The sequence below is a fragment of the Sanguibacteroides sp. AM78-02pH3A genome, from assembly GCF_027666085.1.
In the GTDB taxonomy this organism is placed as follows: domain Bacteria; phylum Bacteroidota; class Bacteroidia; order Bacteroidales; family Marinifilaceae; genus Gabonibacter; species Gabonibacter massiliensis.
The window spans coordinates 440,972-467,014 of sequence record NZ_JAQEHX010000003.1 but is presented as its reverse complement, the minus strand read 5'-3'; the positions used below and the strand labels follow the sequence as shown (position 1 = coordinate 467,014).

Genomic DNA, 26,043 nt, shown 5'->3' with positions numbered 1-26,043 from the left:
CTTCATACTTAACAATAGGAAATGAACAAGAAAATAACTTATATTCTAATAGTCAACTTTTTACTATTTTTAGAATTAGATGTATACTCCCAAGAAGACAGTACCCGTTCGACTAAAAACTACACGATAGATGAAGTTGTCGTTACGGGGACGCGCAATGAAACGGAGATCCGTCATCTCCCCATGAGTATATCGATAATCAAACGAAACCAGATCGAACACAGGTATGAACAATCTTTGTTACCCATACTGACAGAACAAATACCGGGATTTTTCACTACAAGCCGGAGTATTATGGGATACGGCATATCCACGGGAGCCGCGGGGAGTATGAGTTTACGCGGCATCGGAGGCAACCCCACAACCGGCTTGCTGATATTAATAGACGGTCACCCGCAATACATGGGACTAATGGGGCATCCGTTGTCTGATGCCTATCAATCCATGTTAGCGGAGAAAGTGGAGGTCGTACGAGGTCCAGCATCCGTTTTGTACGGTTCAAACGCTATGGGTGGCGTCATTAACATTGTCACTCGTAAACAACAGGATGATGGTATAAAGAATCACGCGAGAGTAAGTTACGGCTCTTACAACACCCTGACAACCGAACTCTCCAATCAAATCCGGCAGGGACGCTTCAACAGCATCGTGACCGGTTCTTACAACCGGACCGACGGCCACCGTTCAGATATGGAATTTGAGCAATACGGAGGTTACGCCAAACTGGGATATGAATTAAATCGGGTTTGGAATTTATTTGCAGATATAAACCTAACCCATTATAACACGTCCAATCCCGGCACGATGACCTCTCCCGTTTTCGATAACGATTCACGGATTACCCGTGGCGTAACCTCTTTCTCTCTCGAAAATAACTACAACCATACATCGGGAGCCTTAAAACTCTATTATAATTGGGGACGCCATAAAATCAACGATGGCTATTCCCGCGAAGAAGAACCGCTGAATTACCGGTTTCATTCCACCGATAAAATGTTAGGCCTCACCTGGTACCAAAGTGTAACGCTATTTACCGGTAACCGAATAACCGTCGGTGCGGATTATCAACACATCGGAGGTGAAGCTTGGAATAAATTTCTGAATGGCAATCACACGGATATAGTCAACAAATCGGAAAATGAAATAGCCGGATACATGGATTTTCGGCAGTCTATCGGAAGAATCTTTACCTTCAATGCGGGAGTTCGGATAGATCACCATTCCCAAAGCGGAACAGAATGGATTCCTCAAGTCGGGATAAGTACGCAATTTCAACCGAACGCCGAATTGAAAGCCTTGATGAGCAAAGGATTTCGAAACCCGACACTTCGAGAACTATACATGTTCGGTTCGAAAAATCCGGATCTCAAACCAGAACGGATCATGAGTTACGAACTTTCCTGGTCCCAACGTCTAATGAAAAATACCTTGTCGTATGGAATAAACCTTTTCCATATCAACGGCGACAATACCATTCAAACCGTAGTTATGGACGATAAACATCGTAAAAATATCAACACCGGAAAGATTGAGAACTGGGGAGTTGAAACTGACATGTCTTACCGACCGAATCGTTCCTGGAATATATCAGCCAATTACAGTTGGTTACGAATGGTGCATCCTGTTATTGCAGCCCCCGAACATAAACTGTATGCCGGAGCCGACTTTACCCGGGGAAGATGGAATATATCAACGGGAATAATGTATGTCCGAGGACTTTATACAGAAGTCAAACCTTCCAAGATAAAAGAAGATTTCATATTGTGGAACATGCGGGGAAGTTACCGGGTCTTCCGCTTTGCAGACCTTTTCGTACGTGGAGAAAACTTGCTTGCACAAAGTTACGAGATCAATATCGGCTATCCGATGCCCGAAGCCACGTTTATGGGGGGAGTGAATATCAATTTTTAATATGAACGAATATGAAAACTACAAGCGTAAAACTTTACTCGTTACCGTACAACGAAACAAAAACCTATTGGGTAACCATCTTATTCATGAAAGGGATCGGTAAAGGAGTACGCAGTTTCAAAGAAGGAATGAACGGTATGGATACCACAAATGAAAAAACGAAACCGGAAAAAGAAGAGTCATTAAAGCCATGAACGAAATCGACGGCAAAAAAAACAGACTTTCTGGGAACATCTGGATGAACTAAGAGTTTACCTGTTGAAGATAGCGGTTGTAACCATCGGATGCGGAATCATAGCCTTCCTGTTTAAAGAGGAACTGTTCACCGTCATTCTGGCACCCAAACAAGACGATTTCATCACCTACAGGATCTTTCATCTCATTTGGAACCGGCTGTCTCTTCCAGAGGTAAATTCAGGAATCTTTTCCGTCAAATTGATAAATACGGGATTGGCAGAGCAATTTATCATTCATGTAAAAACAGCCCTATATGTAGGCCTACTCTGTGCTTCTCCTTATATCCTGTATTTGCTGTTCCGTTTCGTCTCTCCCGCTTTATACACCAAAGAAAAAAAATACGCTTTACGAATGGTCGGCGGTGGGTACGCTATGTTCATAACAGGTGCGGCACTAAACTACTTGATAATTTTTCCGCTGACCTTCCGTTTCCTCGGCACCCATCAAGTGAGCACCGAGGTCAAAAATATGATTTCGTTACAATCGTACATGGATACCTCTATTAATGATGAACCTGATGATGGGAATTGTTTTTGAAATTCCCATTTTATGCTGGCTGCTCGCCCTGTCCGGATTTATCTCCGCTCCGTTTATGCGACATTACCGCCGGCATGCGATCATAACCATTCTCATCATTGCCGCTATCATCACTCCGACATCGGATGTATTCACCCTCTCCTTGGTTGCCATGCCCATGTTTTTACTCTATGAATTAAGCATTCTGCTTGTTAAACGTACTGTTTCAAAGAAAATTAGAACAAACAATAACAATTGAACGACCTACTTCTCTCCATGTATTCGTCGCAGTTAATCAATAAAAACGGCATCTAATAACTAAAAAATTAGTTGATTCGGTTTTTTTTTCATATATTTGCTCAAAGTACTAATAAAAAATAGAACCTGCTAAGACCTCTGCTATGAAAATATTACTCACTTCAATAGGAGTTATTTGTGCTCTTACGCTTACAGCCCAACATTCGGACAACTGGATTAAAAATCTGATCATAACCGGTAAATACGCAGAGGCAGCCATTTATATTGATTCGTTATTCGAAACGGGAACAGAATCTTCCTCCCTCCTTTTTTACGCGGGTAAGACCAACGAAGAACTAATGCGTTATAATAAAGCTTATCGATATTACAAAAAATGGTATTCCCGTGACACCGCCAATCAAGACGCCAAACTGGCCATGGCTCGATCTGCCAATCTGGCCGGACACCAAACGATCGCATTGAAATATTATGAACAATTATCACGAGAAGATCCGGTACATTTTCTCATCAATTTTTCTTTAGGACGCCTCTATCAGCAGATTCCGGATTATCCTAAAGCCATACAGGTTTATACGAGATTATTAACCGTAGATTCTACCAACACTTCATTACTTTCCAGCCTGGGAGATTGTACGAACGGACTGAACCTTACTGCAGATGCTCTATCTTTTTATATCCGCGCTTTCGAACAGGATAAAAGAAACGGGAAAATCGCTTTGAAAGCGATCAATGCGATACGCAAAGACAAAAAAGTTTGGCCCGAATGGATGGATACAATCATCGCTTTAGCAGACACGGCAATCCGGTATAATCCGAATTACCCGCTCCTGGCACAAAGTAGGGGAATATTAAAATACTTCGATAAACGTTACAAAGAGTGTGACACGATATTTACCAAATTAACCGAAGGAGAAAGAGTTTCACGCGTAACTCTCAAATATTACGGCTTAACTCTATTCCAATTAAAACGCTTTTCCCAGGCAGAAAAATGGCTTGCCCAAGCAGATTCGTTATTTCTGGATGAAGAGGGCAATCACACGGATCTCGACGTTGCCCTGAGATACGGAGAAGCATTAATTCAAACGGGGAATCCTTATAAAGCGCTCCAGATTTTTCGGGAGGTGGAAACACAACTACAACCGGACAACACGTTACTTTCCCGAATTTCAGTAATGAACGGTAATGCTTACAGCACCTCCAAAGAGAATAAAAAAGCCGTACTCGCCTATTGGCAGGCTTATAAACTATACCCTGCAAACAAACAGGCCATCGCCAATCTGACCTATCTTTGTCAACCGAAAGATTCCGACGAAAGTATACTTATGTCACAAGGTATACCCAGAGAAAAAATGTTGTTCACCTGTATTCTGTTCCTGAAAAATTACAATGTCAAAAGTCGGTACACGGAAATCATGCAGGAGTACTGCAGAGAAGTTTTAAATCATGCCTTGAGAGAAGCCTTTCTGAAAAACACAAAAAAACTCACGGCAAGAGATCCAGAAGGTAAAAAATACACCTATTCTTACCGTGAACTTCATCGTCTTGCCAATCCTCCCGAATCTCCGGCCCCCTCGACACCGCCGGTACCGTTAACACCAAAAGCCATGTAATCTATTTCAAATACCCGCTTTTTTCTGCTTACCGGAAATCGTCTCTATATCCAAACGTAACACATTGGTACGATGGAAAGAAGCAGTAATGTATTTCTCGGCCATTTCCACATAATCCGGAGAATACTTCTTTACGATCAAACGCAACGCATGCAAACGTTCACATTCCGGAAGCCCTTCCGAGATCATCCCGAACACTAAGGTACTTTCGTATTCCGTGGTAAACTTTTCCGGAATAACGCGTGTCTTTCCTACCACACAAAAACTTACCCGATTGTCCTTCTTCAAATTGTTTAACTTCATTCCTTCCGGAGCACAATGGAAATAGATATGTTCATCCTCCAGTACATAACTTAAAGGAAGTCCGTATCCGTAACCGTTCTCTCCGACCATAGACAAAATGCCGTATTCTCCCTTCTCCAAAAGCCGGATCGCAGTCTCCCGGTCCAATACCCGGTCTTTTCTTCGGATTGTATCGAATTTTTCTTCCATGATCCTTCCGTTTTAAACAGATTAACAAATCTAATATTTTACAATCTTTTATATGTGATTTACCGTATAAATGTTACCGAAATAAACGAAACCTTTAATTTAAACTATAATAAATCTGCAATGGAAAAAATGTTTTGTTTTCAATGCCAGGAAACAGCCAAAGGAAGTGGTTGTACCGTCCGCGGCGTATGCGGAAAAACGCCTGATGTCGCCAATCTCCAGGACCTCTTACTTTTTTTGTTAAAAGGAATCGCCCATTACAGGGTACAGCTACGAGCGCTGAAAGCCGTAGACCATTCCGCCGACCAATTTATCCTCGACGGACTTTTTATGACTATCACCAACGCCAATTTCGACAGGGACCGGTTTATAGATAAAATAAAACGGGCACTTCTTTTGCGGGAACGATTAAAACAAACCTTTTTGGACAAAAAAGGGGATATCCGAAACATCACATTCGAAGGGGCTTACTGGCAGTGTGATTCCACAGAAGAAATGGAACAAAAAGCAACAACCATCGGAGTCCTATCCACCTTAAACGAAGATGTACGTGCTCTACGGGAACTTCTTATTTACGGAATAAAAGGAATCGCCGCTTACACGGAGCATGCTTACAACCTCGGACAAGAAAATCAGAATATATACGAATTCATAGACCGGGGATTGGTGGCCACCACTTTGAATCTATCCACGGAACAACTTATTCAAATGGTGCTCGAATGCGGTAAAAACGGAGTAGATGCGATGGCCTTGTTGGACCAAGCAAACACAACCGCCTATGGAAACCCGGAGATTACAAAAGTCGATATCGGAGTAAGAAATAACCCCGGAATATTGATTAGCGGCCATGACCTTCGAGATTTGGAAGAGTTGCTAAAACAAACGGAAGGTTCGGGCGTCGATATCTATACCCATAGTGAAATGCTCCCAGCACACTACTATCCGGCATTCAAAAAATACAAACACTTTGCAGGTAATTACGGGAATGCCTGGTGGCGACAAGTATACGAATTCCAACACTTTAACGGTCCCATCCTGTTTACCACGAACTGCCTGGTTCCGCCGCATCCCGATGCTCGCTATGCAGATCGAGTGTATACCACTGGTTCCGTGGGATTCCCCGGCTTCAAATACATTCCCCGGAACGGGAATCGACCCAAAGATTTCAGTGACATAATTGCTCATGCAAAAAAATGTTTACCGCCGGAAGCGATCGAAACGGGTTCCATCACCGGCGGATTTGCCCATCATCAGGTTATCGCTTTAGCGGACAAGATCGTAGAGGCGGTAAAAAGCGGTAAGATCCGTAAATTTGTTGTAATGTCCGGATGCGACGGTCGTATGAAAAGCAGGGAGTATTATACGGAATTCGCCCAAAGGTTACCGCAAGACACCGTCATACTTACTTCCGGATGCGCTAAATACCGTTACAACAAACTTCCTTTAGGAGAGATCGATGGCATTCCCCGGGTTTTAGATGCCGGACAATGCAACGATAGTTATTCATGGATAAAAGTGGCCAGTAAATTAAAAGAAATATTCGGCGCAAAAAGCATCAATGACTTGCCCATCGTTTTCAACATCGCTTGGTACGAACAAAAAGCCGTCATCGTGTTGTTGGCATTACTCTATCTTGGAATTAAAAACATACATGCAGGGCCAAGCTTACCGGCATTCTTCAGTCCCAATGTTTTAAAAGTGCTGGTAGAAAAATTCGGACTGTCGACCATATCGAACGTAGACGATGATTTAAAACAACTTATCAACCGTTAAAATCAAAATAAAAGATCATCTCGTGGTCAAGGTGGGATCTGGGTCCATTCATTCCGGATTCAGACTCGCCTGACCATAATAGATGCCTATTTTTCATATCACGGGGAAAAATTATTCAGGGGCTACCGGAGCACGCAAACTTTTGACGAATCCTTTATCTTTACTCCAAAATCCTTACCTTTGCGGCAGGCAAACAAAGAGTGCAGCGGATTATATTCACGATCTGATCGAGGAAGGGGAAAACAATTTTACCCACGACCTTTCAACTCCTTTAAATCCCGGATCATCATACGGGCAAAACGTTCGGAGGCACCCGGATCTCCCAGACGACGATTTACTTCTTCGTACTCCCGCAACATCTGTACTCTGGGGCCGTCATCCGGCAATATCGCCGACAAGGCTTTCAATAAGTTCTTTTCGTTCAATTTCTGCATCAACAACTCTCGAACAACCTCTTTTCCGGCAATCAGGTTAACCAAAGAGATATACTTTACCTTTACGAAAGTTTTAAAAAGAAAATAACTGAGGGCCCCCCCTTCCCCGCTGTAACAAACGACCTGAGGAGTCTTCAATATAGCCGTCTCCAACGTCGCCGTTCCGGATGTTACCAAGGCACATCGTGCCTGCTTTAACAATCTGTACGTCTGGCCATACACGATCCTGATATCCAAGCCCTTTATATAAGGAGTATAATCCGTATCACTCATGGAAGGAGCTCCGGCGATCACAAACTGATAACCTGGAAAATGTTTTACCATCGATAACATCTCAGGTAAGACATGCTTTAATTCTTGAGAGCGACTCCCCGCCAATAAAGCAATAATCGGTTTATCGGGGAGTTGATTACCCCGGATAAAATCCGCGTAACTTTCATCTTTGAAATCCCTATCATGAATAGCATCTACCAAAGGATTTCCGGCATATTGAACCGTGTAATCAAATTGCCTGTAAAAATCGACCTCAAACGGGAATATGACATACATCCGGTCTACCAGACATTTAATTTTTTTTACTCTCCCGGTATTCCATGCCCATATTTTAGGTGAAATATAATAAAAAACAGGGATGCCGGCAGCTTTTATAAATTTGGCCACCCGCAAATTAAAGCCCCCATAATCGACCAAAATAACCACATCCGGTTTCCACGCCAATATATCCCGGTGGCAGGCTTCGATATTTTCTTTAATCTTACCCAGATTTTTCAATACCGTGAGAAATCCCATGATAGCCGTATCTTTGTAATGGCGTACGATCTCGCAACCGGCATTTCTCATTAAATCTCCCCCCCATCCCCGTATAACGGCTTCCGGATCTTCCCGTCTCAATCCTTTGATTAAATTGGAAGCATGTAAGTCTCCCGATGCTTCTCCCGCAATAATGTAATATTTCATATTATAACTTTATCATCAATACCGAAGCATAAGCGGTCACCCCCTCTTCCCGCCCCTCGTATCCCAAATGCTCCGTGGTCGTTGCCTTAATGGTCAGGTCTTCCGTTTCCATTCCCAAAATCTCTGACAGACACTCCCGCATTTCCAATACCCGCAATTTAATTTTGGGCCGCTGCAAGCAAATGACACAATCGATATTACCGACAGTATATCCTTTCGCATTTACCATATCGATCGTCCGCTTTAATAAAACCTTACTGTCAATTCCCTTATAAGCCGGATCCGTATCCGGAAAGTAAGAACCGATATCATCCAATCCGGCTGCACCCAACAAGGCATCACAAATAGCATGAATCAAAACATCTCCGTCCGAATGAGCCACACATCCCTTTTCATGTTCCAACTTAATTCCTCCCAACCAAAACTCTTCCCCCTCGGCCAAACGATGTACATCTATTCCAAAACCCGTTTTTATCTTCATAACAATCAAATTATTAATTCCATATTTCGATAATATCCCCTCATTAATCCTCAGCATACCGAGAAGGATACAAATACGAAAAGACAAAATAACTAATATTTCATTTCAATTCCTACGACTAAGCTCAAATGCCTCTGTTTTTAACCATAAAATCATTACTTTTGTCGCAGAACAGACGGAAGATTTACAATTATAATAATTAAAGATTACAATGCTTATCGAAGGGAAGAGAGTAGCCTATATCACCTTGGGCTGTAAATTGAATTTTTCGGAAACGTCAACGATAAAACATAGCCTGGAACAGGTAGGGACAATAACGGTAGGAGAAAAAGAAGGAGCTGATATCTTCGTGATAAACACGTGTAGCGTTACCGACATTGCAGAAAAAAAAGGACGTCAGATGATCCGGAAAATCATCCACCGTAACCCGGGAGCCTATATCGTCGTCGTCGGATGTTATGCCCAACTTCGAGCTCAGGAAATCATGAACATCAAGGGAGTAAACATGGTACTCGGTGCCCGGGACAAATTCAATGTCGCACACTATTTGCAACACCTCGAAACCCAGGAAACCATCCCACCTCACTCTTGTGATATTTTCCGGATCGAACAGTTCGATTTGGCATATTCTTACGGAGATCGTACCCGTTGCTTTCTGAAAATTCAAGACGGTTGCGACTACTTTTGCAGCTATTGTACCATCCCTTACGCCCGGGGAAAAAGCAGGAGCGCACAAATAAAAGAGGTATTGAAAGCCGCACAAAGCGCCGCAGATAAAGGTATAAAAGAGATCATACTAACAGGCGTCAACACAGGGGATTTTGGCCGGGATACCGGTATGTCGTTTTTTGAATTACTCCGGGCATTAGATCAATTGGACGAAATACCCCGGTTCAGGATTTCTTCCATAGAACCCAATTTATTAACGGATGAAATTATCGAGTTCGTTGCTGCATCCAAACATTTTATGCCACATTTTCACATACCGTTACAATCCGGAAATAACGAGGTTCTGAAACTCATGAGACGGCGTTACAACCGCGAACTTTTTGCTGAAAAAATAGGAACGATCAAGTCTCTTTTACCCGACGCTTTTATCGGGGTGGACGTCATCGCCGGCATGCGGGGTGAAACCGAAATATTTTTTGAAGACGCCCGAAATTTTATTTCCGAATTACCCATCTCTCAACTTCATGTATTCCCTTATTCAGAACGTTCGGGAACAAAGGCGCTGGATATTCCGTTAATTGTTACCACACCAGAAAAGCACCGACGAGTAAATCTATTATTAGACATTTCAGAACAAAAACTCCAATCTTTTTATCAATCTTTTCAGGGAGAGATTCGCCCGGTACTTTTCGAAGAGAGTGAAATTAACGGCTCGATGGGCGGGTTCACAGATAATTACATTCGAGTCGAACTCCCCTACGATCGTACGTTGACAAACCAAATCGTTCCCGTTAAATTAGGAGAAGCCAACGAAAACGGAAATCTCACGGGAAAAATCCAACTCATTCATTATTGACCTCTACAAGCATTCCGTTTTTTCGCTCCAAATACCTCTTCCCGAATAAAACAGGTGGATTTAAACCATCCATGATAAGTTATTTCTGTTTTATTTTATAATTTTGCCGGATAATTTAGAACCTGAAACAAGAGAACATGAACATATTAATTTCGGGAACAGCCGGATTCATCGGTTTTTACCTTGTCAAAAGACTTTTAAACGACAATCATACCATTTACGGTATTGACTCCGTTAATAACTACTATGATACCACTTTAAAAGAGGAGAGACTGCGGGCATGCGGAATTGAAAATTATGAATACGGCAAAGAAATCAAATCCGAAATAGATTCGCGTTACACCTTTTGTCAAATGGATTTATGCGACACAGAAAAATTAACAAAACTATTCGCCACGCACCGATTTGATTGCGTCGTAAACCTGGCTGCACAAGCCGGCGTACGTTACAGCCTTACTCATCCCGAATCCTATGTCCAAAGTAATATTGTCGGTTTTCTAAATTTATTGGAAGCCTGTCGAAAATTTCAATGCACAAAATTGGTATACGCCTCTTCTTCCTCCGTTTACGGAAACAATCATTCCGTTCCTTTTCGAGAAGACGATCAGGTGGATCACCCGATATCCATTTACGCCGCTTCCAAAAAAAGTAATGAATTAATGGCCAATACCTATTCGTATTTATACAAGTTGCAAACCATAGGACTTCGTTTTTTTACGGTATACGGTCCATACGGTCGGCCGGATATGGCTCCTATCCTATTTGCCAATGCCATTACAAACGACAAGGAAATCAAAATCTTTAATAACGGTCATCTATCCAGAGATTTCACCTATATCGACGATATCATCACCGGAATGGAAAAAATAATTACAACCCCCGGAATGAAAAGAGAAGATTTTCCCGGTACTCCAGCGACCATATATAATATAGGAAGAGGAGAACCGGTGAAATTAATGGATTTTATCCATGTACTGGAGAAGAATTTGGGGAAAGAAGCCAAAAAGGTTTTCATGGAGATGCAACCCGGAGACGTTTATCAAACGTGGGCAGACACGACCAGGTTACAAGAAGACTATAACTACACTCCTACCATCTCTCTTGAAACAGGTATACAACGGTTTGCCGAGTGGTTTTCCCAATCCCATTTTATAAATCAGAAAAAGTAGCAAACATTCGAAAGAATAACAAGAATCATTAATTTTACCTTACTTCTAATATAAAACGAAGGATATGTTTAAGGATACGTTGAAGTTTTCTACACGTAGATTGATCCAGGCTAAAATCAACGGTGGGGCAATTCTTCTGTTCGTGGCACTATTAGCCATGATAATAGCCAACTCTCCATTAAAAGAATATTACAACCATTTCTTTTCTCAAGAGGTCAGTTTCAATATAGGAAGTTTCAATCTTTTTCAGCAGCACGGCGGAGGTTCCATGACCCTATTAGCCTTTATCAATGATGCTTTAATGGCCATTTTTTTCTTTTCGGTAGGATTAGAGATCAAACGGGAACTCCTGGTCGGTGAGTTATCCTCTCCCAGAAAAGCTTTATTACCGGTTATTGCCGCTTGCGGCGGAATGATCGTTCCCGTCCTTCTATTCATGTTGATCGGAGAACCCGGACCGGCAGCCAGAGGAGCCGCGATCCCCATGGCTACCGATATCGCCTTCTCTTTAGGCGTACTCTCTTTACTGGGGAAAAAAGTACCCCTGAGTCTCAAAATCTTTTTAACGGCTTTTGCCGTGGTCGACGATATCGGAGGGATTATCGTCATCGCCGTTTTCTACAGTCAGCAATTGATAACGGAATTTCTTATCGCCGCGGCAGGCGTTATACTACTGTTATATATCGGAGGTAAATCAGGAATCCATAATAAGCTGTTCTATATATTTTTGGGCATTGTGGTATGGTACCTGTTTGTCCAATCGGGTATCCATCCGACGATAGCCGGGGTAATCGTGGCCTTCACGGTTCCCGCCCGACCGAAATTACGCATTTATAAATACGTGAATAACATTCGGGAAAGTTTAAAAAGATTACCGGAAGGAGAAAACTCCAGCAACCTCATACTCAGCAACTCGGAATTGTCTATTCTAAAAAGTATAGAATCGGCTTCAGACAGAGTAATCAGCCCTTTACAGGCGATGGATGACGATCTGCATTCCCTTATCAACTATGTCGTTATGCCATTATTTGCCTTTGCCAATGCCAGTATTTCCTTTGAAGGCCTTTCTCTTGCCTCGTTACAGGGGATCTCCATCACCATTTTCATTTCATTGGTTTTAGGCAAGTTGATCGGCATTTTTTCATTCACCTACCTCTCTGTTAAAACCGGTTGGCTTTCCATGCCGGACCGTATGCACGAAGGTTCTTTATTCGGCATATCTATGATCGGCGGTATCGGTTTTACGGTCTCTTTATTTATAGCGAATCTGTCTTACGCGGGAATTCCGGAGATCGGGGCGACTCTTCTTAACCAGGCAAAAATCGGAATCATCGGAGGATCTTTATTCGCAGGACTCTGCGGCTACCTTATCTTAAGGTATGTTCTGGAAAAAAAAGAGAAAAATAATTTTTAAAATAAATGAAAACCTCTATATTTGCACCCGCATCCGGAGAGATGGCAGAGTGGTCGATTGCGGCGGTCTTGAAAACCGTTGTGCTGCGAGGCACCCGGGGTTCGAATCCCTGTCTCTCCGCTTATAAAAACAATAAAGAGAATCACTATCATGTTGATTCTCTTTTTAATTTATAAGGGAGTCGAACGAAGCGATAGACGGGGTTCGTAACGCGTTCACGAGGAACAACGTTCCGAGTCATCCCTGTCTCTCCGCTATATAAAAAATGATAAAGAGAATCACTATCATGCTGATTCTCTTTTTAATTTACAAGGGAGTCGAACGAAGCACAATAACCAACCTACAAAATCCTAATACGACAGCAACAGGAGTATGGTAACCTCCCGACCGTAGACAGATTACGGATGTTTGTACCAAAATTACCGTTTTAAAAAAATAGAGAAACAAGTACAGGAGAAAGCAGTTAATTTTGTCACGAACAAATGCTCGACGATGAAAAAAGAGATAGTGAAGATAGATACTATACATCAATGCAATACTTTTTTCGGGAAAAAAACACTACATCCCTTAGCGAGTGTTATCGATTTTTCGAAAGTGAACGAAAAGCGACAGGTTTTATTACAATTCAGTTTTTATTCCGTTTGGTTGAAGGAATATAAATGCAACAGCTTTGGCTACGGACGGAAGTTTTGCGACTATTCGGACGGAACACTACTTTTCCTCTCTCCCGGAGTTCTCGTCGATACCGAAAAAAATCACGGGATGTCTTGTTCAAACGGATATTTGTTGACCTTTCATCCGGATCTGATAAAAGAGACATTTCCCGAAGAACATATGAAAGATTACACGTTCTTTTTTTATCAGCAGGACGAAGCCCTTCACCTTTCATCTCGTGAAAAAAGAATAATTCACACTTGCTTGGAAAGAATCAACGAAGAAATTCATCACCCGATAGACAACCAGAGCAATATACTGATAACTAATAAAATAGAACTACTATTAAATCATTGTGTACGTTTTTACGATCGACAATTTATTACTCGACATAAAGCGAACGAAAACCTCATAAAAAAAACAAAGCAAATATTAAATCATTATCTTACGAGCGGTCAAAAAGGTTCGAGAGGTATGATCTCATCCAGCTATTGTGCCGTTTTACTTCATCTATCCACGGCCTATTTTGACGATCTGTTGAAGCATGAATCCGGTAAAACCATACACGAATATATTCAACTCAAACGTATAGAGTTGGCAAAAAAACAATTGTCAAAAACCAATAAAACAATCGTACAAATCTCCGAAGAGTTAGGTTTCTCTTCTCCTTTATGTTTTAGTCGATTATTCAAAAAGTTAACAGGTTATGGCCCCAACCAGTACAGATCGAAGTATTAAATCGTAATCTTATTTTTATTTGCAACAAGACCAAATTTATATTTATTTCCCAAGCCGATACTAAAACGCTTATATACAATGCATGAACATACATTACGGAATTACTAACCCAAATTACAGGTTACAAAAAGCAACTATATTTTTTCACATAAAATCCTTATTTTTGTTATAACCAAAAGCAATAAATATGAGTGAAATTATTAAATTAGAGACCGTTCATGATTACAACAACAGGCTGGGCGTGGAGACCCTGCATCCTTTGGTGAGCGTGGTCGATTTTTCAACACTCGAGGTACTCGAACACAGTCGCAAAAATTTCGGTTTTTACTGCATCTTTCTTAAGGAACTGGATTGCGGCACTCTCTTGTACGGTCGTAACAAATACGACTATCAGGAAGGTACACTCGTATTCCTGGCTCCGGGACAAGTTGCAGGTGTCGATGACGGAGGAGAGACCCGTAACCCCAAAGGTTGGGCTCTATTTTTCCATCCCGATTTACTTTACGGAACCTCTTTGGCTCGACGAATAAAGGAGTATACTTTTTTCTCTTACGAGTCAAACGAGGCTTTACACATGTCAGAACGGGAACGCCAGATTATACTTAACTGTTTTCGAGAAATCAAAGAAGAATTGGAACACTCTATCGATAAACACAGCAAACAGATCATCGCCGCTAACATCGAAGTACTGCTGAACCATTGCGTACGTTTCTACGATCGTCAGTTTATTATACGAAAGGCGGTAAACCGTGGTCTACTGGAAAATTTCGAGGATTTACTCTCTGCCTACTTCGAATCGGATAAACCGCAAACCATCGGGTTGCCCTCGGTACAGTATTGTGCCGCTCAATTACACCTATCACCTAACTATTTCGGGGATTTGATAAAAAAAGAGACAGGCAAATCGGCACAAGAACATATCCAATTGACCGTTATCGGCAAAGTCAAAGAGTTGTTGATAGAAAGTAACAAATCTGTTAGTGAAATCGCTTATTCGTTGGGGTTTAAATATCCTCACCATTTGAGTCGTATGTTCAAAAACATCGTAGGGTCCACGCCGAATGAATATCGAACGGTAAGTCGGTAAGTTTCTCGGGGATGCTACTCTATCGGGAAACATAAAAAAAGGCAAGCCCTTTTTATCGCCTGCCTTTATCCTTTTACGGTCATAGACTTTTTTTGATTTGTGCACCCGATTGAAACGGATCGGGCGGGTGTGAGTTTCAATCTCGGCCTCTCGGCTTGCCTTGCGATTAGCCTTGATATAATCACGTCGGGTAAACTTTCCTATATTCATAATAGTTATCTTTTGTCCTGCAAAGATAGCTATTATTTTATATACCCGGAAATCCATTGATTTTCGGGTATATATTTTAAGCATCCTTTTTAGCGTATTCCGATAACTCGCATCCGTATGTATCCACTAAAAAATTATCCAAATCGTCAGCTTTAAAAGCCAAATTCGTAATATTTTTTTGGATCTCGTCCGCATACTCGGAAAAAATATCCGAAATATGAATACGATAAGAGAGATAGATCTGATTACCGTCCAATCCCAATTGATAAGGCTTCACATCCGCATTCAGCAGATAGGTCAACACGGGTTCCAGGTTTTTCTTGGGAAGAATATTAATAGGCGACGTACAGAAAAGATAGGAACGTTGATAAACGAACATACGAATCTCCGAGCTTCCTTTATGAAACGTCCAACACTCGTATCCGACCCGGGCCAAAACCGGATTTATCCCCATGCTTTCGATCGCCTTCTCACAAAAAACAGCCAAATCTGTCAGTCCCTGTTCCTTAAAGATATTTTCCGGCAATTTCTCACCACAGGAAGGACAATACTCGTCCTCTTCCGAAATCAACTCGTCGCAACTCCCGCATTGTACGTTAAACGCGGTTCTATCCATATCGGCAACCTGTTCCAACACCTGCCTCAGAGAACTTATCGGAATACCGAAACCCATGTTGTCGGCCTCGGTTATTTTACTGGCCGTAATAGCAACGACCTCGTTTTGGTCGTTCAACATAGGTCCTCCGCTATTACCGGGATTAACGGCAGCATCCGTCTGGATATAGTACTTCTCATTAATCAGCTGACGGGGAGAAGACACGGTTCCTTCCGTTACGGTAAAAGGCATCCCGAAAGGATAACCGGCAACATTGATCTTTTGTCCGATAGGTATCGTATCCGTCTCCGCAAAAACGATCTCCGGCAAATGCGAAAAGTCACCTTCCACGCTCAGTAAGGCAATATCCAAAGCCGGATTTACCAAAACCACTTTAGCTAAAAAACGATTTTTATCATTGTCTTGTATCGCCACTTGATGAAACCCATCGACAACATGATAATTCGTCACAAACAAATCATACTCTTTCAGATAAAAACAACTGCCGGCACCTCCGGCATGATTTACTTTATAAACCGCGTTAAATATATTCTGTTCCATGTTCTCTCCTTATTTGTCATTATTGTCGTTATTGTTACCTCCAAACATAGAAGCCATCATATTCTGAACATTCTTCATGTACTCTTCCATGTTTATCCCTTGCATCGCCTGCATCGCTTGTTGCTGCATCTTCTGTATCTCTTCCATATTCACACCTTGCATAGCTTGCATGGCCTGTTGTTGCATTTGCTGAACATTTTGCATGTATTGGGACATATCCATCTCTTCCTCCGGCTCCAAATTACCTTCCATGATATCATCCATCGCTTCATGCAGTATAGGTGCCGCCTCTTCCCATGATTTGGCAGAGGTCTCTTGTAAAGCTCTAACGACAACAGCATTCACATCATCCTGTACGTTATTATAAAAATACATTTCGTAGAATTTATAAATAATCATCAGGCAACAAGTCATATAATCCTCTGCCTCTAAGGCATTGGAAGCCCGATCGTAAGTATTTTCAAAATTCTCCTGTATATTTTTCAAATTGGAACGACGTTTGCCGGGAATAAAGGTCTCCACAAAATACAGATTTTCCGCCAATTGCTCCTTTGTCATGGATTGAACATGCAGCACGATCTCTTTACCGTGAGTGACAACCTCCGGCAAAGGAATATCCTCTCGGTCCATATCGATAACCGCCTTATTCAAATCATTAAGCAATTGTCCTTGAGGATGAGCGTAATACAGAATCTTCAGTAACGTAGTATCAACGACATTCCACGCGTACCCGTATTTGCGTCCTCCCTCGAAATAATTAACGGCATCCATACACTCCTTACAGCTTAATTGCACGACATCGTATACGGCGTCTACGGTCTGAGCATCATAAGGAGTAACTTTCGGTTCATAAATCCGTTTCGCCCCGAATTTCGCCTCGAATTCATCGTCGTATTTATCACCGACCCGACAAATCTCTTCCAATACATAATAAATCTTATAGGGATTAACCAAAGCAATAGGACAACTATACTCAAAAAATAATCGATCATCCTGAAGAGAAATCCGTGCCAAATCCATATGATTGAAATTTAATCCGGCTATCTGACGCAACAGAGGAATACGTCCTTTTTCGGGAATGGAAAGAAAAGGAGCGGTGATTTTCAATTCATCATCCTCCAACCTCAAGTTAACCACTATGGATCCATGAGGAATATTGAATTCTGTCCCCTGCACATTCCCGTATTTCGTGCGAAATTCTGCATTGATATAATCCAGTAAAGCATAAAAAGAACGTAAATATTCTTTACTTTCAAAAGCCTCTACACTCGCGTCGAACGAATCGACATTCAACTTACTTTCCGTCGAGGCTATAGTGGAAAGATTAAAAGTCAAGGTTTGCTTCATAATTGCAGCCATTTAATTTTTATTACATTGTTTTCATAAATCTCTATCTAACAAGATTTATTAAATACCTTCATACTTCTCAATAACAAAATCACACAGACGTCATAAAATTATGAAATAATTGATAACTCCCCGGTCTGGAAATATATTTTATTAATATTTTAGACCATGCACTTTATTGTGATCCAATCCTACCATTCTTCCATTAAACTTAAAAGTATTCAAATAAAAATTATTTTACCTATCTTGCGACAATAAGAAACAATAGCTTAATATTTATGAATTGAATAGTATATAACTTTACCTAATACAATTCGTAATACATGCAAAAACCCCTTTTATATGATCTGATAATATGAATACAACATCATTCAACATACCCGACGAAGGAACTCCGTTAAACCCTCTTTTGTCAAAACGAACTTACCTATACGCGGAAAAAGATAATCAAAGACTAAAAATGGATATTATCTCTCGGTCCGATCTGTCTAATGATACCCCGGTGATCCTATTCCTTTTCGGTGGAGGATTTACCCATGGAGAAAGGAATCGGGCAGTATATAATTTCTACTTCAATCGAATGGCGGAAGAGGGATTTATAATAGCATCCATAGATTACCGACTGGGATTAAAAGACCATCCGGATGTATCGGCTCAAAACATAACTCCTTTGGAAAAGGCCATCGACATAGCCCGGGAAGATCTGTTTGATGCCACGTCCTACATTCTAAAAAATGCCACGACCTTACATATCGATACTAAAACAATTATCCTTTCGGGATCGAGTGCCGGAGCATTGGTTGTTCTATCGGCAGATTGGCACAAAAGGAACCCGAACAAATATCCAACGAACTTACCGCAAGAGTTCCAATACGCCGGGGTCATCAGTTTTTCCGGAGCACTTTTCAGCACGACAGGACTGCCTAAATACGAAATAGATCCCGCTCCAACAATGATGTTCCACGGTACAGAAGATCATGTGGTCATCTACAAAGGGATGCGTCTAAGTACCTACTTGCTTTTAGGTTCCAGCCACTTGGCAGACCTGTTCACTTTAGAAAATTATCCTTTTTATTTAAAACGCTACGAGGGCATGGGGCACGAAATCTCTAAGCTTGCCATGCGGGAGGATCTGGACTCCATCGTATGGTTCATTCGAAATTGCATTATAAACAAAAAAAATTACAAAATAGACATTGCATTCAACGACCTGAACAGAGAAAAACGACAATTACTTTCTGTAGAAGAACACCTGTAAAGTTTTCACCCGAAACGACAAACGATATCCATGCTGTTTACGTATAAAATATATTATAAATATTTAATCTGTAAATCATGGAAATTATACACAACACACACGATCACAAATTTGAGATTCGGGACGGTAGACATACGGCAGTCGTTGAATACAGACCCTTCAAAGAAGGAATCGACATCATACATACCTATGTCCCGGGAGAGATGGAAAACAAAGGATATGCCTCCGCTTTAGTAAAACATACCTTAGAGTATGCCCGGGAAAATCATTTAAAAGTGATTACCACTTGTCCTTTTTCCAGAAGTTATGTTGCCCGGCATCCGGAATATCAGAATTTGATATTCTCGTAACAGAAACACGGTGTCTGAAAAAACCGGGATCTAAAGCTCCCGGTTTTTTATTTATGATCGTACAGAGCCAAACGTCATCGAAACGACTCGTTCCGCCGACGAATCAGGTGTAACTTCTATTGATACGGTCACCTATCTCCGACCAAAGAGAGATAGACAAGGTACCCCAATTGACGGATTCCGCTCATCGCGAGACGAGGTACCGTCCGTTCATTTGACGGTCCGGCAATTCATTGTGTTTACCCGTCATCTTCATTTTTCTTTCCCCCTCACTTATCCGTCAATCAACAAACATTTAATTATTGGTCCTTTTTTCATCAGCTAAAATGTCTGCAAAAATTCAACTCTTTTTCATTGGCATAAGAAATTTTTTTGCAATCTTTGTATATTATCGACTTTTAGATTTTGAATTCAATGACATATCATATTTTTATCATTTTATTATGTGGTGTAGTTGTTTTATTAATATACAAGATGTTGTATTTAAAAAAACAACTTCAACATAAGATTCGAGAAATAAAAGACATCACTTCTTTTTCTGAAAGTATTTTTGAAAATATTCAAGCATACGTTTTACTGATAAATCCCGATTTCATTGTCTTAAAAACAAATTTTTACGCCCTTACCTCCACTCAAGCATCCTCACCCAAAAGAGTGGGGGAACTATTCAACTGTGTAAACGCGATCGAAGCCGGAGAATGTGGAAAAGGTGAATTATGCAAAACCTGTATAATCCGACAAACAATCACTAATTCCTTACGGCATAAATCCAATTTTTCAAAATTAGAGGCCACTTTGCAAATACAAATATCAGATAAAAAGGTACACAGTTGCCACGTCTTAATCTACGGCTCCTATATGTATACGCAACCTTCCGGGGGAATGCTGTTGACCATATGCGACATTACAGACCAAAAACAAAATGAACTCAGATTAGAGGATATAAAAGAAAAATTCAAACGTGTCGAAAGGTCCAAGTCCCTATTTCTATCAAACTTGGGACATAAGATCAGAAATCAATTAAACGGTATTTTGGGATGGACAAGCCTCGTCATTGCAGACCAGAAACTCACGTCCACTCAACAACAGGAATACATCAATCTGATTTATCAAAATACGGATAATCTACTACATCTTTCCGACAATATCATTCAATTCTCGCAAGTCGACAATGTTGATATCGATATTTCTCCTTCTGTTTTTAACGTAAAAGAACTTTGTCAGAATTTAATCAATATCCGTTTAAGTTATTCTCACCCGAATGTAATACTTTACCTGGACAAAACGGTAGAAGACATTATCGTATACTCCGACCAGATGAAACTCCATCAAATTCTCTTGAATATAATTTCCAACGCTCAAAGATTTACGAACAAAGGGTTTATTCGAATTGCTTGCCAAATCAATAAAAAACAGCATAGCGTAGACTTTGTCGTGGAAGATACCGGATGCGGAATGTCGGAAGAACAACAGATACATCTGTTTGAACGGTTTTATAGGGGAAACGATTTTTCTGATAGCCCCGGATTAGGACTCTCCATTTGCCAAGCTTATATCAAAGCATTGGGAGGTGATATCCGAGTTCAATCGAAAAAAGACAGAGGTACGTCTGTATTCTTTTCTATAAAGAAAAATGATATTCCTAAGGAGGAATTAATACTCTGATCGTTTTTTCAGTATTGAAAAAATCAAAAAATGGAACTTTAACTTCATTTTTTCGTTTATCTCCGAAAAAGAATTATGGAGATATCTCAAAAACCAGAAGCCTACAAAGGACACCTTATGGCGTTAGCCACCATATTGATATATAGTTTTAATACCAACTTCATGAAAATCGTGATGCCCGAATGGATAGGAGCCCATGGACTGGTATTAATCCGTTGTATCGCCAGCACGGTAGGATTCTGGTTTATCTCGCTTTTCCTTCACGCGACACGACAAAACCACCCTTCGGGAAAAGAGATCGGCATCATCATGTTGGGAGGAGCTTTAGGAATGGGAGCAAACCTGCTACTTTATATCAACGGTTTGGCTCTCACGGGACCCGTTGATGCTTTTGTTATCCGCACGGTACAACCCATCGTGGTAATTGCATTAGCCGTTTTCATCCTGCACGCGAAATTTACCATAAACAAAGCCATCGGCATCTTACTTGGTTTGGCCGGTACACTCTACATTTCAATCGTACCTCATGCTAACGGAGCAAAAGATTCGTTTACAGGAGATATACTGATTTTCTCCGCCTCCGTCTGTTCGGCGTTATTCCTGATCCTGATCAAACCCTACACACAAAAATACAACCCGATCGTCGTCATGAAATGGATGAGCCTGGCCGCTTTTATCGTTACACTGCCTTTCGGTATTTTTCAACTACTCCATGCTCCTGTATTTACCGGAGAAGCTCCCGTCCATATCTGGTTAGAACTGGGATTCACGTTGATTTTCGCTACAATGATTGCTTATTTTCTAAACGTTAAGGCATTACAATACATCTCTCCTTTTGTCGAGAGTATTTACATATACCTCCTACCCATCACGGGAGCCATAATCTCTATCGCTTTAGGGCTACAAGAATTCTCTTGGCACTACCCTATCGCACTCGTGTTGATCGTCATCGGGTTCATCCTTATCAACAAAAAAACAAGGACGAAAATCCCCAGCAAGCAAAGTGCATAGAGACGCATTTCATTTTCTATATTTCCAGACTTTCTGACAATCAAAGCATTTATACGAAGATCTGAAAATAGGAAACAACACCGATAAAATCAGCAAGATATAAACCATGATTTTATCCGGGTCCTTTTTTTTACCGACATCGGTAGAACCACAAAAAGGACAACGGGTTTTATCCATACCTTTTTCCCATTTCACGATCTTAATCTCTTCCTCCCGATAAAGATCTGCCGGACCGATATATCCCCCTTCCTTCAGTATCTCTATCCCTTGTTCCCATTTATCAGTAGGAATCAATAGCTTAACACCGCCTATGGCATTAGCGTACATACCGCTTTGGGCCGTTAATTCATCCTGTATAAATGTCTCTATTCCCTCGGATTCTAAATAATTTTTAGCCATATAAGCCTCCTGGGGATAAGTAAACGTAAGAACTACACTCCAATCCATATTTTCCTCATTTAGATTTCCTAATTTAATACTTCTAAACGACTTTTCCATCTATTCCCCCAAAATTTTATCCGTTCATCGGAGAGCTCGTTTTACAGGTATTCGGTAAAAAGCTATAAGAGCTAATAACGAAACGCGGGATACTCACGGTATTCCCCGTGTATTCCCGCAAAATAAACCACGAACGAAGGAACCCTTACTTTTACGGAGTTTGCCACAACAGCGGCATTATTCGGACACAACCTGCCTAATGACCTTTAAACCAATTCAAACATTCTTCCTATTGATTTCCGGAACATAATATTGCTTTTTCTACTTCTCTACGCACGCTATTCGGGCTGTAACATTCGTAACGGGGATAAAGGAAAAGATAACGAACAAATATAAAACACGAAAAATAAACAGGTTATACTCGATATTTCATCTCATCCTTTCTCTTTTTCCACAACTGATAACTATTAATACCGTTCTGCCACAACACATAAGCAGCGGGCCCTATCGACGAAAGAGGAGATAAATAAACTTGCGCCATCCAAATCGCCAATATTGTGTTCTTCTGTCCTAACCCTTGCCCCCCGGCAATCACCTCCCCGTAGCGTTTTCCGAAATAACGCCCGAGAATAAACTGTAAGCAACAAAGAACAAATGCCGCTAATCCTATCCTTATCTCTTCCCATAAATTTACATCGCTTTGTTCCACGATAAAAGAGACCGTTTTACCCGTCACAATGGTCAGCCCCAAGCTCCACAGATAGAAGGATACACTTTGATATCTCTTCAGTTTACGATGAACCAACGGAATAAATCTTTCCAAAACCCATGCCCCGGCCAAAGGTAATATCAACAAAGGAACAACCTGTCTACAAATGGTACAAAAAGAATCCCAAAAAGGGACATCCTGATGAGTGCCGATAAAGGAAAAAACAAAAGGCGAAATACAGGCAACACAAAGATTACTTATCAATGTATATGCCGCCAAACAAGCCACACTTCCTCCTAACATCCCGGTTATCACCGTAGCGGCAACAGCCGTCGGCGCCAAAACACATATCATCATTCCTTCCGCCAACAAAGGGTCGAAAGGAACGATTAAAACGTAGACGACAAAGCTCCCGACCACTTGAACACCCAACAACCGAAAATGTAAACGAGAAAACGTCATATCCCTGAAAGCCAATCGACAATAGGTAATCAGCAACATGCAAAATATGAGGCAAGGAGTCATCGCGGCTAATTTACTGAAAAAGGGATAAAATACCCCTCCTATCAACATGGCCAACGGCATCATCCAAATTTTTAAACGTTGTAACACGACAGTAAATTTTATACTGCAAAGGAAACGATTATAATTGAAATCTTAAAATAAGATACAACTCTGTCTCGATAATAATACATCCGCAATTCTACAATACAAACGTTCATACAAAGAAGATTTACGTCGGGCGCAAGCTTCGTCTATCTCCTTGACAACCCTCTTTTCTGCAGAATCCGCCCATGCCCTGAAGATCGGATTAACCCGGTAAGAAGGGAGAAATTGCAATAACCGATCCATATCGAACTCGGAAGCTTCCACCCCTGCTCCTACCCGTACAGCTTCGTAAGCATTACATTTCTGCTCGACATGCACCGGAACCATTAAAACGGGTTTATGCAGGTAAAGGGCCTCGCATAGGGACTCAAAGCCGGCTGTCGTGGCATAAGCTTTACAACCGTTCATACAGTGTAGAAATTGCATATCGTTAATTCGGTGAAGAGTAAATCCCGGCATGACCACCCAAGTCTCCGGAGCTGATTTTTCATCCCAAAAGAAATGAAGTGCAATCTCCGGGTGTATTCGATGCCAAGCTATAATATCTAAAACATAACCACTATTAAGCATATAACCATGAATATACTCTCCTTTCACCGGCTTATATTGAAGTACCTCTTTCCTCAATAGAGGCGGAACAACGGTTACGCGAGCTCTCGGTGCAGGGGGAAAGGAGTAAAAAGAGAGTGCTAATTTACGAACCGCTCTTACCGATGTCAACCGGGTAAAAAAACGTAAAGAAGCCAATTCCAAGCGGGAAATACGCGGAAAGACATAATCATCATGCAAAAACATATACTGATGCCCTATGCAAACCAAAGGAATATCCGGCGGCGTAAATAAATAAACCAATCCCGTCAACAACTCGTAAAAATTCAGTACCATATCAGGTTGTAACTTCTCCAACCTGCGATGGATCAACCGCATACTTTTGACGAAAACCGGTAACCTGCCTATATTAAAATAAATGCTTTTGGATAAAGAAGGACGTTTATTTTGCACGGAAGGTAAAAAATTCGGACTTTCAAACGTCAACACGGGTACATCGATCTTCTGGAGAAAAAAATCCGGAACCTGCCGTGCTTCGCTTTTCCCGATCAAAACTTCAATAACTTCATCTCCCCGCCTCGTCAACATCTCCCGCATAACAAGAGCTTGAGTGAAATGTCCCCGTCCTTCTCCCTGAATGATAAAAACAAAACGCATACGAATCCTATTAAGCCGTGATCCTGAACGTTTCTCTTTCCATTTGCATGCCGGTACTCGCTTCGTAACTGTATATCTCCCAACGACCGTCAGGATACTCCAACAAAGCACTCAACGATTCGACCCAATCTCCGGAGTTCAAATAATGAATATTCCCGTAATACCTGTCCGCGGGTTGGTGAATGTGTCCGCAAATAATACCGTCAAAATGGCGACTCTCCGCGATAGATGACAGCTCTTTCTCAAAATCGGAAATATAAGAAACAGCAGATTTTACCCTGTGTTTAATCGATTGGGAAAAAGAATAATAAGGTTTACCCCGTTTCCGTCTGTACTGATTAAGGATACGATTCATCCACAACAAAAAAGCGTATCCGTAATCTCCTAATTTCGCCAACCAAATCATATGAGTCGTAATATGATCGAAAATATCACCGTGAGTCACATAGTATCGCCTCCCGCAAGAAACGTGAATATAATCTTTTACTACCGAAACATTGGACAAGGTCAACGGGGTCAATTTGTCTAAAAAGTCATCATGATTCCCACGTACATAAATCACTTCGGTTCCGTAATTCTCCATCATTTTCATGATGACCTTGATTAGATTCGTGTAGGATTGCTTCCAACGACCGAACGGATTCCGTTGTAATTTCCAACCGTCGATGATATCACCGTTCAATATCAATTTACCACAATTCACACTTTTAAGGAAATTGGTCAGTTCTTCCACTTTCGAATGTTCCGATCCTAAATGTACATCCGACAGGATCACCGTTGCAAATTTTAATCTGTTTGTCATAATTTCTTTTATCTTCTCCAACAAAA

Annotated in this window: 22 protein-coding genes, 1 tRNA gene and 2 pseudogenes; 15 read left to right on the top strand and 10 right to left on the bottom strand. The window is 41.2% G+C overall.

Features of this window, described 5'->3' with window-relative positions:
- Positions 1–21: 21 nt before the first annotated feature.
- From PGR74_RS06950 to PGR74_RS06935, 4 genes and pseudogenes are all read left to right on the top strand, one after another.
- Positions 22–1,911 carry a TonB-dependent receptor plug domain-containing protein gene (locus PGR74_RS06950; RefSeq protein ID WP_041504389.1) on the top strand — a complete coding sequence of 630 codons (1,890 nt, stop codon included), beginning with the start codon at positions 22–24 and terminating at the stop codon, positions 1,909–1,911.
- Between the two features lie 11 nt (positions 1,912–1,922).
- Entirely contained in the window at positions 1,923–2,105 is a 183-nt protein-coding gene (locus tag PGR74_RS06945) for a hypothetical protein (RefSeq protein WP_041504388.1), read from the top strand.
- Between the two features lie 40 nt (positions 2,106–2,145).
- Positions 2,146–2,923, top strand: a pseudogene (tatC, locus tag PGR74_RS06940) (twin-arginine translocase subunit TatC).
- A 142-nt stretch (positions 2,924–3,065) separates the two neighbouring features.
- Entirely contained in the window at positions 3,066–4,532 is a 1,467-nt protein-coding gene (locus PGR74_RS06935; RefSeq protein ID WP_041504387.1) for a tetratricopeptide repeat protein, read from the top strand.
- Positions 4,533–4,538: 6 nt separating this feature from the next.
- On the opposite strand, the gene PGR74_RS06930 is transcribed toward PGR74_RS06935, so the two are convergent.
- The gene (locus PGR74_RS06930) at positions 4,539–5,024 is read right to left on the bottom strand and encodes a pyridoxamine 5'-phosphate oxidase family protein (RefSeq protein ID WP_041504386.1); all 486 of its coding nucleotides are present in this window, start codon (positions 5,022–5,024) and stop codon (positions 4,539–4,541) included.
- Positions 5,025–5,153: 129 nt separating this feature from the next.
- On the opposite strand from PGR74_RS06930, the gene hcp reads away from it, so the two are divergent.
- A complete protein-coding gene (gene hcp / locus PGR74_RS06925) occupies positions 5,154–6,797 on the top strand; it encodes a hydroxylamine reductase (protein ID WP_041504478.1) in 1,644 nt (547 codons plus the stop codon).
- Between the two features lie 248 nt (positions 6,798–7,045).
- Here the strand turns inward: hcp and lpxB are convergent, their stop codons facing one another.
- Positions 7,046–8,188 (bottom strand): lipid-A-disaccharide synthase, encoded by a 1,143-nt coding sequence (gene lpxB, locus PGR74_RS06920; RefSeq protein WP_041504385.1) that lies wholly within the window; start codon positions 8,186–8,188, stop codon positions 7,046–7,048.
- 1 nt (position 8,189) lies between these two features.
- Complete coding sequence (gene ispF / locus PGR74_RS06915) at positions 8,190–8,669, bottom strand: 2-C-methyl-D-erythritol 2,4-cyclodiphosphate synthase (protein ID WP_041504477.1); 480 nt, start codon at positions 8,667–8,669, stop codon at positions 8,190–8,192.
- Between the two features lie 211 nt (positions 8,670–8,880).
- On the opposite strand from ispF, the gene mtaB reads away from it, so the two are divergent.
- The 6 genes from mtaB to PGR74_RS06885 all read left to right on the top strand — a co-directional run bounded on the left by mtaB (position 8,881) and on the right by PGR74_RS06885 (position 15,256).
- Entirely contained in the window at positions 8,881–10,194 is a 1,314-nt protein-coding gene (gene mtaB, locus PGR74_RS06910; protein WP_041504384.1) for a tRNA (N(6)-L-threonylcarbamoyladenosine(37)-C(2))-methylthiotransferase MtaB, read from the top strand.
- Between the two features lie 137 nt (positions 10,195–10,331).
- Positions 10,332–11,363: a GDP-mannose 4,6-dehydratase gene (locus PGR74_RS06905; RefSeq protein ID WP_041504383.1), complete on the top strand. Its 1,032-nt coding sequence runs from the start codon at positions 10,332–10,334 to the stop codon at positions 11,361–11,363.
- A gap of 64 nt (positions 11,364–11,427) precedes the next feature.
- Positions 11,428–12,777, top strand: a complete 1,350-nt coding sequence (gene nhaA, locus PGR74_RS06900) for a Na+/H+ antiporter NhaA (protein ID WP_041504382.1) — start codon at positions 11,428–11,430, stop codon at positions 12,775–12,777.
- Between the two features lie 35 nt (positions 12,778–12,812).
- Positions 12,813–12,897 (top strand) — tRNA-Ser (locus PGR74_RS06895).
- A gap of 372 nt (positions 12,898–13,269) precedes the next feature.
- The gene (locus tag PGR74_RS06890) at positions 13,270–14,169 is read left to right on the top strand and encodes a helix-turn-helix domain-containing protein (protein ID WP_041504476.1); all 900 of its coding nucleotides are present in this window, start codon (positions 13,270–13,272) and stop codon (positions 14,167–14,169) included.
- Between the two features lie 187 nt (positions 14,170–14,356).
- Positions 14,357–15,256: a helix-turn-helix domain-containing protein gene (locus tag PGR74_RS06885; protein ID WP_041504381.1), complete on the top strand. Its 900-nt coding sequence runs from the start codon at positions 14,357–14,359 to the stop codon at positions 15,254–15,256.
- Between the two features lie 9 nt (positions 15,257–15,265).
- Here the strand turns inward: PGR74_RS06885 and PGR74_RS06880 are convergent.
- The 3 genes and pseudogenes from PGR74_RS06880 to PGR74_RS06870 all read right to left on the bottom strand — a co-directional run.
- Positions 15,266–15,466, bottom strand: a pseudogene (locus PGR74_RS06880) (hypothetical protein); the annotation flags it as partial.
- 76 nt (positions 15,467–15,542) lie between these two features.
- Positions 15,543–16,622 (bottom strand): trypsin-like peptidase domain-containing protein, encoded by a 1,080-nt coding sequence (locus PGR74_RS06875; protein WP_041504380.1) that lies wholly within the window; start codon positions 16,620–16,622, stop codon positions 15,543–15,545.
- A 9-nt stretch (positions 16,623–16,631) separates the two neighbouring features.
- Positions 16,632–17,969: a T3SS (YopN, CesT) and YbjN peptide-binding chaperone 1 gene (locus PGR74_RS06870; RefSeq protein ID WP_041504475.1), complete on the bottom strand. Its 1,338-nt coding sequence runs from the start codon at positions 17,967–17,969 to the stop codon at positions 16,632–16,634.
- A gap of 355 nt (positions 17,970–18,324) precedes the next feature.
- On the opposite strand from PGR74_RS06870, the gene PGR74_RS06865 reads away from it, so the two are divergent.
- From PGR74_RS06865 to PGR74_RS06850, 4 genes are all read left to right on the top strand, one after another.
- Positions 18,325–19,227: an alpha/beta hydrolase gene (locus PGR74_RS06865; protein WP_052634832.1), complete on the top strand. Its 903-nt coding sequence runs from the start codon at positions 18,325–18,327 to the stop codon at positions 19,225–19,227.
- A gap of 77 nt (positions 19,228–19,304) precedes the next feature.
- Positions 19,305–19,577, top strand: a complete 273-nt coding sequence (locus PGR74_RS06860) for a GNAT family N-acetyltransferase (protein WP_041504379.1) — start codon at positions 19,305–19,307, stop codon at positions 19,575–19,577.
- A 474-nt stretch (positions 19,578–20,051) separates the two neighbouring features.
- Positions 20,052–21,242 carry a sensor histidine kinase gene (locus tag PGR74_RS06855; protein ID WP_041504378.1) on the top strand — a complete coding sequence of 397 codons (1,191 nt, stop codon included), beginning with the start codon at positions 20,052–20,054 and terminating at the stop codon, positions 21,240–21,242.
- Between the two features lie 75 nt (positions 21,243–21,317).
- Positions 21,318–22,253 (top strand): DMT family transporter, encoded by a 936-nt coding sequence (locus PGR74_RS06850; protein ID WP_052634830.1) that lies wholly within the window; start codon positions 21,318–21,320, stop codon positions 22,251–22,253.
- A 9-nt stretch (positions 22,254–22,262) separates the two neighbouring features.
- Here PGR74_RS06850 and PGR74_RS06845 read toward each other — a convergent pair whose 3' ends face one another.
- From PGR74_RS06845 to PGR74_RS06830, 4 genes are all read right to left on the bottom strand, one after another.
- Positions 22,263–22,700 carry a putative signal transducing protein gene (locus PGR74_RS06845; RefSeq protein ID WP_160289157.1) on the bottom strand — a complete coding sequence of 146 codons (438 nt, stop codon included), beginning with the start codon at positions 22,698–22,700 and terminating at the stop codon, positions 22,263–22,265.
- A 406-nt stretch (positions 22,701–23,106) separates the two neighbouring features.
- Complete coding sequence (locus PGR74_RS06840) at positions 23,107–24,012, bottom strand: bile acid:sodium symporter family protein (protein WP_041504377.1); 906 nt, start codon at positions 24,010–24,012, stop codon at positions 23,107–23,109.
- A gap of 45 nt (positions 24,013–24,057) precedes the next feature.
- Positions 24,058–25,215 carry a glycosyltransferase family protein gene (locus PGR74_RS06835; RefSeq protein ID WP_052634825.1) on the bottom strand — a complete coding sequence of 386 codons (1,158 nt, stop codon included), beginning with the start codon at positions 25,213–25,215 and terminating at the stop codon, positions 24,058–24,060.
- 10 nt (positions 25,216–25,225) lie between these two features.
- Entirely contained in the window at positions 25,226–26,017 is a 792-nt protein-coding gene (locus PGR74_RS06830) for a UDP-2,3-diacylglucosamine diphosphatase (RefSeq protein WP_041504470.1), read from the bottom strand.
- Positions 26,018–26,043 lie beyond the last annotated feature (26 nt).